Raw genomic sequence first — 11,834 nt, forward strand, 5'->3', positions numbered from 1 at the left:
CATGGCGAATTTCTCTGCAAAACAGCTGATCGGTGTTGGAATCTTTCTGTTTGCCATCTTCATCGGCGTACCACTTGTCATCGGCGCAACCGGTCGCTGGGACTTCTACTTCACGCTGACATCGGTCGCTCTTTTGGCCATTGCGAGCGCGGGGGTTTGGCTGACCTTCTACATTGGCCGGATCAATATCGGACAAGGTGCGTTTGCGCTGATGGGGGCCTATGTTTCGGCCATTCTTGTGGTCAAGGCCGGATGGTCGTTCTGGATATCGCTGCCATTGGCAGGCCTGTTCGCTGCGGTCGTGGCTATACTGATTGGCCTGCCCATTCTGCGGCTGCGCGGCGTGTATTTCGCAATGATAACACTGGTGTTGACCCAAGTTGTCACATTAACGGCGCTTGCCCTTCCAATTACCAATGGGGCCAAGGGGATTTCGAACATACCGCTGCCTTCTGGCCTGTCACTTTTCGGCATTCCGGTGATCCCGGACTTCAGCACAATGGAAAGCACCAAACTAGCCTTCTACTATACCGCCTGCATACTGATGATCGTGACTTATGCAGCGCTGTACCGGTTGGTAAATTCCCGCCTTGGACATCTTTGCCGCTCAATGCAACAAAACGAAGAATTGGCCAGCTCGATCGGCGTCAACATCGCCTATATACGCATTGTGATCTTCGCGATCTCCAGCTTCTTTGGAGGCATCGGGGGTGCAATGTTCGGGTCCATCGCGCAGTCGGTCTATCCGTCCAGTTTTCAGGTCGCAGATTCGGTGAATTTCATGCTCAACTGTTTCCTTGGCGGCCTAGGCTATGTCTTTGGTCCGATGCTCGGCACTTTGGTGCTGTATTTTGGCTGGGACCTGCTTTTTGAGTTCGGGAAATATCAATTGCTGGTCTACTCGATCATTTTGATCGCAGTGATCCGCTTCCTGCCCAACGGATTGCTCAGCGTGCGGTTCAGCAAGGGGGGCAAGAAATGAGCCCCCTTCTCCAAGTCAAGAACGTTACCAAAAAATACGGCGGGCTTGTCGCAAACAACGACATCACATTTGACGTGGCCGAGAACGAGATCCTCTCTGTGATCGGACCGAACGGCGCGGGAAAATCGACCCTGTTTAAGATGATCTCCTCCTTTACGCCAACCACGTCAGGCGAAGTGCTCTACCGCGGCGAGCGCATCTCCAATCTGAAACCTCATATCGTTGCCCGCAAAGGCATCGTGCGGACTTTTCAGGAGACGACAATCTTCAAGAGCATGACCGTCCGTGAAAGCGTGGTTGTGGCGCAGCACCTGCGGGCCAAGGCGTCACTTGCCGGGTATTTTTGGGGTACGAAGACGGCACGCGAGGATGTGGCCGCTTTTGGTAAATACGCCGATGAATTGCTGGAATTTCTCGGCATGTCCGGGATCGCCAGTGAACTGGCCAGCAACCTGCCGCAGGGTAATCTGCGGGCGCTTGGGATCGCCATCGGCCTGGCCACCGACCCCAAGATCTTGTTGCTGGATGAGCCCTTTGCCGGCATGAACCATGATGAAACCATGAACATGGTCAATCTCGTCCGTTCCGTGCGCGATGAACGTGGCGTAACCGTCATGCTGGTTGAGCACGATATGCCAGCGGTCATGAAGATTTCTGACAGGATTGTGGTCCTGAATTTTGGCGAGAAGATCGCCGAAGGCACACCCTCTGAAATCCAGAATGACGAAAATGTCATCGAAGCCTATCTGGGTAGCGCAGATGACGAGATCGGGATGTAAACCATGACCGCCATGTTAGATTTCAAAGACGTCGAGCTTTATTATGACCATGTCTATGCGCTGAAAGGTGTGTCCCTGCATGTCAATCAAGGCGAAACCGTTGCGCTGATCGGAGCAAATGGTGCAGGGAAATCGTCGATCTTGCGCGCGATCACCGGGTTGGCAAAGCCGGTGAAAGGCGCCGTGACGTTTGAAGGCGAACGCGTTGACGGCACCGATCCTTCAAGCATCGTCAAGCGCGGCATCGCAATGGTGCCAGAGGGGCGGCGGGTATTTCCTTTCATGTCAGTCAAAGACAACCTGATGATGGGCGCATTCACCCGCTCGGACAAGGCTGCCATTCAAGACACGCTGGACAGCATCCTGGCCCGTTTTCCGAGACTGAAAGAACGCTATGGTCAGGCAGCTGGAACGCTGTCTGGTGGTGAGCAACAGATGATGGTGATTGGTCGTGCATTGATGGCCAAGCCCAAACTGCTGTTGCTGGATGAGCCCAGCCTTGGGATCGCACCAAAACTTGTGCAAGACATCGCCCGCTCAATCGTTGCGATCAATCGGGACGAAGGGGTGTCGGTACTGCTGGTAGAACAAAACTCACGTATGGCGCTGAGTATTTCGCATCGTGCCTACGCAATGGCGACCGGGAAAGTCGTGATCGAAGGCATTTCCAAAGAACTTTTGCACGACGATCGCATCAAGGCTGCATATCTGGGTGGCGAGGTCGATCAAGAATGAAAATCCTTGTCGTAAACCCGAATACAACCGCTTCAATGACGAAAAAAATCGGGGCCGCGGCCAATGCTGTCGCGCGTCCAGATACCGAGATCATAGCGACTAATTCTCAAAGCGGACCGGCAAGTATTCAGGGGTTTCTGGACATCGCCACATGTGTGCCGGGCCTTTTGGAAGAAGTGGCGCGGCATCCGGATGTTGACGCGATTGTCATCGCTTGTTTCGACGATACCGGGCTCGACGCGGTGCGTACGATGGTGTCAGTTCCTGTCTTGGGCATCGGTGAAGCTGCCTATCACGCAGCCAGCATGATCGCGACCAAGTTCAGCGTCATCACCACCTTGTCGCGCTCGGTTCCGGGGCTTGAAAACAATCTGATGCGCTATGGGCTTGCTGAAAAATGCATGAGGGTCCGCGCGACAGATATTCCGGTGCTAAAGCTTGAAGAGGGCGATCCGGCGACCATGACCAAAATCCGGTCTGAGATCCGCGAGGCAATCGATCAGGACAACGCGGAGGCGATTGTTTTGGGATGCGCCGGAATGGCCGATCTTATGGCACAATTAAGCGAAGAGTTCGGACTTCCTGTTATTGACGGGGTTGCGGCTGGTGTCACCTTTGCTGAAGCTCTTGTTAACAACAAACTTAGCACATCAAAGATCGGCGCTTACTCAAGCTAGGTGACATGCTGCTAAGCTGTGAAATTTTTGATTTCGATGAGCAGTAAGTTTGACCGCTCGCTGTGATCTATGACGGCAGAAATTTGATGGCAGCGCAGCAAGTGCCTGATTTGTCTGCTTTGTGAGAGTGCCAGAACCAGAAAATGCTGCACATTGGATGAACTGCGACTTTAAGCCGTGGGCGGCCATTTGCGTCAAACATTCTATATGACCACTAAGGGGCATACGCGGCGTTGCTGGTTTGAACGATCAAGGTCCGTTGTCTCCATTTCTGACACTCATTGAATGAGAAACGGGTGTTGGGGGCGTGCGACTTCTATGCCATTTGCTAAAATTACTCCAATATCCGCCACCAGATTTTGCGAGTTGTAATATTTCTGCTTTTGCCGGTCTCAGATAAAGTGAAGGTGATCTTTGACCATTCAACAGTTGGCATGTTGCAGTGTCAGCTTTCCCACGGAAGTCTTTTACACGTCGAAACCAAATGATCCACGAACAGCCGCTGTCGAGTTGACTGGAAGCGGTTGGGCTGGAACACCGCGTAGATATCGCGTTTGGGCGATGTCGCGTAATCAGGCAGCACCGCGTGCAATGCTTGGTTCTTGAGGTGCTCAGCCACGTAGAAAACGGGAAGAATGGCAATGCCAACGCCTTGCAGGGCCGCGCTGCACAAGATGTCACCGGAATCCGCCTTGAAATTGCCGCGCAGACTGACCTGACCGATCTGGCCTGTCGCGTCCTGATAGCGCCAGTCGTGCAGCCCGGTGTTTCCCGTGAACGCCAGCATATTGTGATGTGCCAGATCGCCCGGTTCCTCGGGCGTGCCGTGGGTTTCAAGATAATTCGCGCTTGCACATACCACGAAGGGACAAGAGGCCATGCGCCGCGCGATAAGTGACGTGTCCTTAAGCGCCCCGATACGCACCGCAAGGTCAAACCCCTCGTTGACGATATCGACGAAACGCTCATCCAAGCTCACGTCCAACTCCACCTCTGGGTACTTTGCTGCGAAAGACGCGATCGTTTCGCGGAAGTATTTGATGCCCAAGCTTTGCGGGAAACTGACCTTCAACGGCCCTCGGGGACGCGATTTCAACTCGTAGATTTGTTCCTGTGCTTCCTGCAAATCCTCCAACGCACGCGCCACGCGTTCATAATAAACCGCGCCCTTCTCGGTGACAGAGACATTCCGCGTGGTGCGGTTCAGCAGTTTGACCTGCAGGTCCTGTTCAAGGTTCTGCACCTGCTTGGACACGGCTGAACTGGTGATGCCCAACGCGCGCGCAGCACCTGCGAAACTTTCTGCTTTGACGACGGCAATGAAGACGCCGATGCGGGATATGTGATCCATGCTATTATCAACCAAATGGAATGAGTTATCTTCTAGATGTCAGTATTATCAAGTGAACTCTGAAATGCAATCTTAGTTCCAGCACAACGAATACCCATCTGGAGAAAGAACATGACACAGCTTACAAACCCGAACTACGGCGCATTCATCACTCGCGTTTCCCTTGGCGGCATCCTTTTGGCCCACGGCCTTTTGAAGCTGCTGGTTTTCACCATCCCCGGAACCGTCGGCTATTTTGAAAGTCTTGGGCTGCCAGCAATCGCTGCCTATCTGACCATTTTCGCCGAAATCGTCGGCGGCACCGCGATCATTCTGGGCCTGTACACCCGTTTGGCGGCGCTGCTGTCATTGCCGCTGTTGATCGGCTCGGTCTGGGCCCATGCAGGCAACGGCTGGCTGTTCAGCGCACCAAATGGCGGATGGGAATTCCCGGTGCTGCTGGTGCTTCTTGCCGTGGCAGTCGCCCTTCAGGGCGGTGGTGCATTTGCCCTGCGCAAACTGCCGATGATCGACGAATATATCCCACAGCTCTTGAAAGCTTAAGACAAACCACTCGCTTCTAGCAGAAAGCCAAATCCATGACCAAACTTCTTATGTTCGCCGGAAGCGCGCGCAAAGCGTCGACAAACAAGAAGCTCGCAGCCTTGGCTGCGAGCATTGCCCAAGACGCGGGCGCTGATGTCACCCTGATCGACCTGAAAGATTTCGAGATGCCTATCTACAATGGCGATATCGAAGCAGAGACCGGCCTGCCAGAAAATGCTAAGCGGCTGAAACAGCTTTTTGTCGATCATGACGGTCTGTTCATCGCCTCGCCGGAATACAACAGCTCGATTTCGCCTTTGTTGAAAAATGCTTTGGATTGGATATCACGCAAGCATATTGAGGATGAACCACCCCTTTGGGCCTATAATGGCAAGGTCGCGGCCCTTGGGGCCGTTGCACCCGGCGCGCTGGGCGGCTTGCGGGGGCTTGTTCCGTTGCGCATGATGTTGGGGAACATTGGCGTGACGGTCGTACCAAATCAGGTGGCCGTATCGAATGGCGCCAGCGCATTTGATGCCTCTGAGACCCTGAATAACGAGCAGCAGGCGCAGTTTTTGAAAGCCACGGTCGACCAACTGATAATGACGACGCGTGCCATATCTGAAGCATGAACCGAGGATGAAAGGAACACGTAATGAGCTGGAACCCTTCAATTGAACCGACCTGTCCCAATGCGGATGGCGTCGATGCCATCGAAACACTGATCGTGCCACGTGCGCGTGACATCGGAGGGTTCGAAGTCCGCCGCGCCCTTCCGTCACCCAGACGCCAAATGGTCGGCCCGTTTATCTTCTTCGACCAAATGGGTCCGGCAGAGTTCATCACCGAACAAGGCATCGACGTGCGCCCGCACCCGCATATCGGCTTGGCAACGGTGACCTATCTTTACCAGGGAGAGTTCCAACATAGGGATTCACTTGGCACGGACCAGATGATCTATCCCGGTGAAGTGAACTGGATGATCGCCGGGAACGGCGTCACCCATTCGGAACGCACAAGCGCGCAGACCCGCAAAGGGCCAAGCAGCCTGTTTGGCATTCAGACATGGGTGGCCTTGCCCGAGGAAGCCGAAGACATGGAGGCTGATTTTGAGCACCACAAAGAAGAGGCGCTGCCGTTCTTAGAAGGGGAAGGCAAACAGGTGCGGCTTATTGTTGGCAATGCTTGGGGTGAACGCGCGCCAACCAAGACATTTACAGAGATGTTCTATGCCGACGCCATCCTGGAAGCCGGTGCAATGCTGCCCATGCCCGACAACCATGAAGATCGCGGCATCTATGTCACTGACGGCTCAATCGAAGTCGCCGGCGACGTCTTTCAATCTGGTCAGATGATGGTGTTCCGTCCCGGCGACGCGATCACCGTTAAAGCTGGCCCGGCTGGTGCAAGATTGATGTTGCTTGGCGGCGAGACACTGAACGGCCCACGCCACATCTGGTGGAACTTCGTCGCCTCTTCAAAAGAAAAGATCGACGCCGCCAAGGAAGCTTGGGCTGCGGGTGACTGGGAACACGGTCGTTTCCAATTGCCGCCAACAGACAACGACGAATTCATTCCCTTGCCGGACTAAGCGACTGTCGTGTCTGCGGCCGAGCAAGGAACTAACGAAGGACGAATAAAATGATCATCGATCAAAACACCACCCAACAAGGTGGCATAAGTTTCACCGTTCGCCCCGCCAGTGAAAGGGGGCGGGCAGATTTTGGCTGGCTGAAGTCAGCGCATAGTTTCAGCTTTGGAAACTACTATGATCCCAAGCACATGGGGTTTGGAAATTTGCGCGTCATCAACGATGACCTTGTCGCGGGTGGCAAAGGGTTTGGCCAGCATCCGCACCAAAACGCCGAGATCTTCTCGTACGTGTTAGGTGGCGCGCTGGAACACAAGGACTCGCTGGGCAACGGATCCGTCGTCAGCGCGGGCGGCGTTCAATATATGAGCGCCGGATCGGGCGTGACCCATTCCGAGTTCAATCCATCTGCGACCGATGAAATGCGGTTCTTGCAGGTCTGGTTGCTGCCAGAGGTGCAGAACACCAAGCCCGCATATGACACCATTGATCTGTCGTACGAGGACAAAAACGGGAAGCTGAAATTGTTCCTGTCCCGAGATGGGCGCGACGGGTCGATGACAACCCAGGCAGACGCAAGTGTCTATGCAGCGACCTTGGACGGTGATCAGAGGATCAACACAGAGCTTCGTTCTGGTCGCAGAGGCTGGGTGCAGGTTGCTGATGGGTCATTGAATGTGAATGGGATCGCTTTGTCGAAGGGCGATGGGCTCGCCATTGACGGCAGCGGTGCGCTGACCTTTGACCAGGGCAAAGCCGCAGAGATCCTGTTCTTCGACCTTGCCCACTAGGGCTGGCGAACGAGGCTGGCGGCACCTAAGTGCCGCCAGACCATTCACCACCAGAGATATCTCACGAGCAGAAGCTTTGCCTTCGAGCCACGATGCTTAGACCTAAATCTGTCATCAAACCCTTTACTCGCCAGTGGCGGAGGCAGACATTCTTCACATCGCGGCATTGACGAAGTTTCGGCTCTAAACCGTCTTCGGATACAGCGCAGCTTGTTCTTGGCAATACGCACCGATGAAAAGTCCGCGATCGGATGCTCAATCAGTCATGTCTTGATTGATCTTTGCTCAATCTACGATAATTCAGATTATGTAGAAGAAACAAGATATCGACACCATCTCGTTGATTCCTGATGGCATTCATGAGGCCGAATACTTGCCTCTAATCCGCGCCGTAGGAAAGCATGGATCACGGTTGTGTTGCGCTACTTTAGCGTGCTGGCCGCCATCAATGCTTTGAGCAATGGGTCGTCAACCGGCTGGCACGGAGGATATGCGATCTCGGGTTGGCGTATGAGCCGCAGGGCTTGACCAACTCGGGGTAAGCAACCCCCATAGACAAGCCTACCAAGATCCGAGCCTACAGGATGGAATAGCTAGGATGAAACCGTGCGGGTCATTTCAAATCTTTTGTTCGAACCTACTCCTGTCCCCGCGTTCAGTTATTGTTTTTGTTTCAAAGGCAGCATTGCATAGGCCAACCGACCAGCTTTCAATGATTGGAATCCGTTCTAAGAACTTGCAGGGCTATCTTGATCTTCCTTAGAATGTCCGAGGGGTCGCCACCCTGCATGCCCTCATTTGCCGCGCGCAGGAGGGCTTTCTTATCGTCACGCCATTGTTGAAGCATTTCGATCTTTTCTTGGTGGCTCAAATCCTTTTCATTCATCAGATCGGTCGGTGAGTTGTAGGTTCCAAGATAAGCCAAGACATTTCTCCTGTTAGAAAATACCAAGTCTCGTGGTCGAATGTGTCGTAGTCAGCGGCCAGCACACCCGCGTTGTCTCGGGTCACAGATCGCCACGGATTGCGAGCACAATCACACCCTTATTGCGGCAAAATCTGCTTCGAAATCCTTGTAACAAGGTCCAACTGCATATTTGGCGCCAATATCAAGTTGTTGTGTCGATCGGCGTCGGTTTCCAGATCAATACATCGCAAGCCGCATCCCGCAGAAGGCGCCTTGAGACGCTGCCGATAAATGCGCGCCTGATCAGACTGGATCGCCCTTGGCCAAGAGCGATCAGATCGAAGTCTTGATGGCGGCACAGGCGTGTCAGCGTCTTTACAGGGTCGCCTTTCAACACCTCCGACGTGACACCCAGCCCGCTCTTTTCCGACAGATCTTTCAAGTGACCCTCGGCGTTCTTCGCCAGGTTGCGCAGATAGGCCGCAAGTTCAGCCGTTTGGGACCCGGCGCGCAACATGGCTTCTTTGAGTTGGGGCGGGATTTGTACGACTTGGACCACGTGCAACTGGTTTTCTGGTAGAAGGGTGGATACAAAATGAGACGCTTTCAATGCGTCGTCGTTGCCATTGGTGGCCAGCATGACCCCGCCATATCGACGTCCAACGGGCCTTTTCACCACGAGCACCGGTATCTGCGTTGCGGCAATAACTCTGTCCGTGGTTGAGCCAAGCAATCTTTCGGAGATTTTCACCCTTTGGTGAGCACGCATTACAATCAGGTCAGGCGATATCTCTCTACATACCTCGATCAGTCGAAAAGCATGCGTTCCCAACTCAATGTGTATCTGAACATCAGAAGGGTCTGTCCCCAGCTCGACTACGGCACCTGCGATAACGTCGCGCGCCGCAAAGGCTGCCTGACCCAGAAAGGTGGTAATGTCAGTCAGATCCGCGGCGTCTCCGGGAAGATCGAGAACGTGTACAAGGTGTAATTCAGACCGAGACGCCGTTGATATTTCAAGGGCGCGATGAAGGACAGCAACATCCTGCGGAAGTTGCCCAATGGCAGCGAGGATCGTCAAGCGTGTCATGGTCTTTGTCTCCATGTAGAGCGACTTTACTCCAACGCTGCAATCTGGCAAAGATCATCGTTTGTCACCGTGCGTATTTGGCAGAATCGGTCTGAATTGGTGGCCTTTTAGCTGAACAGCTGAGACTTGCGGGAAAGGCGTGCTGCCTCGGTTTTTATTTGGCACGCGCCCCTTTCGGTCCAGCCATGGACCCGAGACTGGCCAGCATGGACCATGCTGCCCACACCGGTGCATAAAGAACGGCGGCAGGCATCATCGCATTGGCGTTACCCATAGAAGATGCTGGTACAGCCCTTGATGGACGGTCATCTGCCGGTCCTGACTTGGATGAGAACAAATGTGGAAACAGTTCTTCAAAGTCAACTTTACTAATCATCATTGGATTGGCCCTTTCGGATTGATATGTATGTCGTTTTTGGTGGATTGGGTCACTCCTTGACAGGCGGAGAATGACCCGATCCGATGGCGTACATCAAATCACTGATCAAACGGCGCCTTGATATTCACCAGTTGAACTCTGATCCGCTGCCAGCGGAACCATTCCAAGTTCACGATCATCGAAAGCGTCTACAATGCGTTCTATGTCTTGACGACAGATGCCCATGTCTCTGAGCACACGATCGTCCAACGCTTGCATCGCCGCGATCAGTTTGCGCCGTTTCCAGCTTCGGATGGTCGAACGCCACCAGCGGCGCAAAAACCCATCCTCTTCAGACACGGAAAGGGTGTTCGTTTCCGCCCAGTTCGGTCGCAGATCCAAGAAATTATGGTGAAACAATATGGGATGCATGTCATCCTCCAAGCATAAGGTAGCTGAAGCCGTGACGTCGGTATTGCTGTCGTAGGATTTCGAGAGGCGAAATATCGCAAGCGAAAGCGATGCGGTGCAAAACCTGCGTCTTCTCAATCAGATCTAGATGATCTGTAACAACCCCGAGGCGTGGAGCGGCAACATTTGCCAGCCCCGCCCGGGGCTACCGGCGGTTCAGTGTCTTTCCTGCGAAAGGCAGGAACCTCTTATGCGAGCGGGTTATCATCATGGTTCATATATGGGACGTATAAGCCGCGCTTTCAATCCTGATAGACTTAATCAGTGGTAATCGACGCCGACCCACCAGATTGTGGGCCATTTGGGCCACAGAATGCCTAGAATGCCTATGTTTGCGTCTCTGGATTGACTATTGATCCATCAATACCTAGGTCCATTTACATGATGGTACATGCAGAACATTCTCGATTTCTATTGCTGAACCGCCCCTTTCCCCGGGCGGTCTAGGCGCGTCCGCGCCTGCCACACCCCCGGGGTCTCCTCACATTCCTGAAACGTGAACAAGGCGTCTGTCGCCGGAGGAGAAATAATGTTCGATCTCAGTCAGCCTGACCGGGCAACCATCGCAGTCCATTCCCTTAGCAGCGCACTGCTGAACACACCATTGGCCTTGCCTAAAGCGGACCACCGGAAACTGCAGGAACATCTTGATGCATGTGATTGTGCTTTGCGCTCCAGCTCTAAACTTCTTGCGTATGTTCTGGCAAATAAGTTGATGAACACGCGGCCCGTGGAAGGGTTGCATTGTTCTGATCTGGCGATCGGTGGATCACGCGTCACCTATGCAATTGATGACGAAACGCCCCAGACTGGTTTGCTTGTCCACCGGGCCAGAGCAGGATTGCCCAGCGGAGTTATCCCCGTTGCGTCGTTGCTTGGAGCCACCCTGATCGGGATGCGGGTCGGTCAACGTGCGCCGCTTCTGCGCGAAGACGGAACCATCGGCAGGCTTGCCGTGGTCGACGTCTCAAGTCCGATCTAGGTCCTTGACCACGTCCCGCACTTACCCTTGAACGAAAAGAGACTATCTATGTCTACCTCTATCCAAACACCGAAAACATCACGTAACCGAAACCCGAAAATCGTTATTAACGCGGATGATATTACGCATTTAGAAGGGCTGGTGGATGGCATGATGAGGCGTCATCCGGCACTCGCTGACCGCCTGCTTGATGAAATCAGCCGGGCGCGGATTGTTTCGCCTTCCAAGATGCCGAAAAATGTTGTGGGCATTGGCAGCACCGTAACCTACCGTGATGAAAGCACGAGGCAAAATAAAACGGTGACGCTGGTCTATCCTGAAGATGCCGATATCACGCAGTTTCGAGTGTCGGTGATGACACCCATCGGTGTGGCTTTGCTGGGGCTGGCCGAAGGCGCAAGCTTCTACTGGGATACACGGGAGAACCAGCGCCGCACGTTGACCATAATCGGTGTCGAGCAACCTGAAATCGATATTTGAAGTCAGCGGTGCGGAACAGACCATTCAGGCGAGCACCGCCCATGCGGCACGGTGCTCGCCTGAGATCAGATATGTAAAAGATTTAGCGTAGTTCATACTGCGCACTGCAATCGAA

Annotated in this window: 15 protein-coding genes; 10 read left to right on the top strand and 5 right to left on the bottom strand. The window is 53.8% G+C overall.

Translation table 11 applies throughout. From position 1 onward, the window contains the following. The first annotated feature begins 1 nt into the window (after position 1). Genes MWU51_RS01945 through MWU51_RS01960 form a run of 4 tightly spaced genes read left to right on the top strand, consistent with a single transcriptional unit; the run spans position 2 to position 3,173 of the window. Entirely contained in the window at positions 2-982 is a 981-nt protein-coding gene (locus MWU51_RS01945) for a branched-chain amino acid ABC transporter permease (protein WP_247033955.1), read from the top strand. Beyond that, positions 979-1,761: an ABC transporter ATP-binding protein gene (locus tag MWU51_RS01950; protein WP_281502630.1), complete on the top strand. Its 783-nt coding sequence runs from the start codon at positions 979-981 to the stop codon at positions 1,759-1,761. Before MWU51_RS01945 ends, MWU51_RS01950 begins: the two co-directional genes overlap by 4 nt. Positions 1,762-1,764: 3 nt before the next feature. After that, positions 1,765-2,496 (top strand): ABC transporter ATP-binding protein, encoded by a 732-nt coding sequence (locus MWU51_RS01955; protein WP_247033959.1) that lies wholly within the window; start codon positions 1,765-1,767, stop codon positions 2,494-2,496. After that, entirely contained in the window at positions 2,493-3,173 is a 681-nt protein-coding gene (locus MWU51_RS01960) for an aspartate/glutamate racemase family protein (RefSeq protein ID WP_247033968.1), read from the top strand. Before MWU51_RS01955 ends, MWU51_RS01960 begins: the two co-directional genes overlap by 4 nt. Before the next feature lie 445 nt (positions 3,174-3,618). Here the strand turns inward: MWU51_RS01960 and MWU51_RS01965 are convergent, their stop codons facing one another. Then, entirely contained in the window at positions 3,619-4,524 is a 906-nt protein-coding gene (locus MWU51_RS01965) for a LysR family transcriptional regulator (protein WP_247033970.1), read from the bottom strand. Positions 4,525-4,635: 111 nt separating this feature from the next. Between MWU51_RS01965 and MWU51_RS01970 the strand changes: the two genes are divergently transcribed. From MWU51_RS01970 to MWU51_RS01985, 4 genes are read left to right on the top strand one after another with little or no spacing between them, the layout of a single operon-like run. Continuing rightward, a complete protein-coding gene (locus MWU51_RS01970; RefSeq protein WP_247033979.1) occupies positions 4,636-5,067 on the top strand; it encodes a DoxX family protein in 432 nt (143 codons plus the stop codon). A gap of 35 nt (positions 5,068-5,102) precedes the next feature. Next, complete coding sequence (locus MWU51_RS01975; RefSeq protein ID WP_247033981.1) at positions 5,103-5,681, top strand: NAD(P)H-dependent oxidoreductase; 579 nt, start codon at positions 5,103-5,105, stop codon at positions 5,679-5,681. Between the two features lie 23 nt (positions 5,682-5,704). Then, a complete protein-coding gene (locus tag MWU51_RS01980; protein ID WP_247033982.1) occupies positions 5,705-6,640 on the top strand; it encodes a pirin family protein in 936 nt (311 codons plus the stop codon). Positions 6,641-6,690: 50 nt separating this feature from the next. Continuing rightward, on the top strand, positions 6,691-7,431 hold the full coding sequence (locus tag MWU51_RS01985; RefSeq protein WP_247033984.1) for a pirin family protein: 741 nt from the start codon (positions 6,691-6,693) through the stop codon (positions 7,429-7,431). Between the two features lie 709 nt (positions 7,432-8,140). Here MWU51_RS01985 and MWU51_RS01990 read toward each other — a convergent pair. The 4 genes from MWU51_RS01990 to MWU51_RS02005 all read right to left on the bottom strand — a co-directional run bounded on the left by MWU51_RS01990 (position 8,141) and on the right by MWU51_RS02005 (position 10,218). Beyond that, positions 8,141-8,356, bottom strand: coding sequence for a hypothetical protein (locus MWU51_RS01990; protein ID WP_247033993.1), 216 nt, complete (start codon positions 8,354-8,356; stop codon positions 8,141-8,143). A gap of 184 nt (positions 8,357-8,540) precedes the next feature. Further along, positions 8,541-9,428, bottom strand: a complete 888-nt coding sequence (locus MWU51_RS01995; RefSeq protein ID WP_247034002.1) for a universal stress protein — start codon at positions 9,426-9,428, stop codon at positions 8,541-8,543. 154 nt (positions 9,429-9,582) lie between these two features. Next, on the bottom strand, positions 9,583-9,807 hold the full coding sequence (locus MWU51_RS02000) for a hypothetical protein (protein ID WP_247034004.1): 225 nt from the start codon (positions 9,805-9,807) through the stop codon (positions 9,583-9,585). 105 nt (positions 9,808-9,912) lie between these two features. Next, the gene (locus MWU51_RS02005; protein ID WP_247034006.1) at positions 9,913-10,218 is read right to left on the bottom strand and encodes a DUF1127 domain-containing protein; all 306 of its coding nucleotides are present in this window, start codon (positions 10,216-10,218) and stop codon (positions 9,913-9,915) included. A 568-nt stretch (positions 10,219-10,786) separates the two neighbouring features. Here MWU51_RS02005 and MWU51_RS02010 point away from each other — a divergent pair. Then, on the top strand, positions 10,787-11,239 hold the full coding sequence (locus MWU51_RS02010; protein WP_247034008.1) for a hypothetical protein: 453 nt from the start codon (positions 10,787-10,789) through the stop codon (positions 11,237-11,239). Positions 11,240-11,287: 48 nt separating this feature from the next. Then, positions 11,288-11,719, top strand: coding sequence for a nucleoside diphosphate kinase regulator (rnk, locus tag MWU51_RS02015; RefSeq protein WP_247034010.1), 432 nt, complete (start codon positions 11,288-11,290; stop codon positions 11,717-11,719). Positions 11,720-11,834: the final 115 nt, after the last annotated feature.

Origin of the sequence: Aliiroseovarius sp. F47248L, assembly GCF_023016085.1 — a bacterium.
Taxonomy (GTDB): Bacteria; Pseudomonadota; Alphaproteobacteria; order Rhodobacterales; family Rhodobacteraceae; genus Aliiroseovarius.

Coding starts and splice junctions, on each gene's coding strand:
- MWU51_RS01945 (WP_247033955.1), top strand. CDS start 2: ATGGCGAATTTCTCTGCAAAACAGCTGATCGGTGTTGGAATCTTTCTG.
- MWU51_RS01950 (WP_281502630.1), top strand. CDS start 979: ATGAGCCCCCTTCTCCAAGTCAAGAACGTTACCAAAAAATACGGCGGG.
- MWU51_RS01955 (WP_247033959.1), top strand. CDS start 1,765: ATGACCGCCATGTTAGATTTCAAAGACGTCGAGCTTTATTATGACCAT.
- MWU51_RS01960 (WP_247033968.1), top strand. CDS start 2,493: ATGAAAATCCTTGTCGTAAACCCGAATACAACCGCTTCAATGACGAAA.
- MWU51_RS01965 (WP_247033970.1), bottom strand. CDS start 4,524: ATGGATCACATATCCCGCATCGGCGTCTTCATTGCCGTCGTCAAAGCA.
- MWU51_RS01970 (WP_247033979.1), top strand. CDS start 4,636: ATGACACAGCTTACAAACCCGAACTACGGCGCATTCATCACTCGCGTT.
- MWU51_RS01975 (WP_247033981.1), top strand. CDS start 5,103: ATGACCAAACTTCTTATGTTCGCCGGAAGCGCGCGCAAAGCGTCGACA.
- MWU51_RS01980 (WP_247033982.1), top strand. CDS start 5,705: ATGAGCTGGAACCCTTCAATTGAACCGACCTGTCCCAATGCGGATGGC.
- MWU51_RS01985 (WP_247033984.1), top strand. CDS start 6,691: ATGATCATCGATCAAAACACCACCCAACAAGGTGGCATAAGTTTCACC.
- MWU51_RS01995 (WP_247034002.1), bottom strand. CDS start 9,428: ATGACACGCTTGACGATCCTCGCTGCCATTGGGCAACTTCCGCAGGAT.
- MWU51_RS02000 (WP_247034004.1), bottom strand. CDS start 9,807: ATGATGATTAGTAAAGTTGACTTTGAAGAACTGTTTCCACATTTGTTC.
- MWU51_RS02005 (WP_247034006.1), bottom strand. CDS start 10,218: ATGCATCCCATATTGTTTCACCATAATTTCTTGGATCTGCGACCGAAC.
- MWU51_RS02010 (WP_247034008.1), top strand. CDS start 10,787: ATGTTCGATCTCAGTCAGCCTGACCGGGCAACCATCGCAGTCCATTCC.
- rnk (WP_247034010.1), top strand. CDS start 11,288: ATGTCTACCTCTATCCAAACACCGAAAACATCACGTAACCGAAACCCG.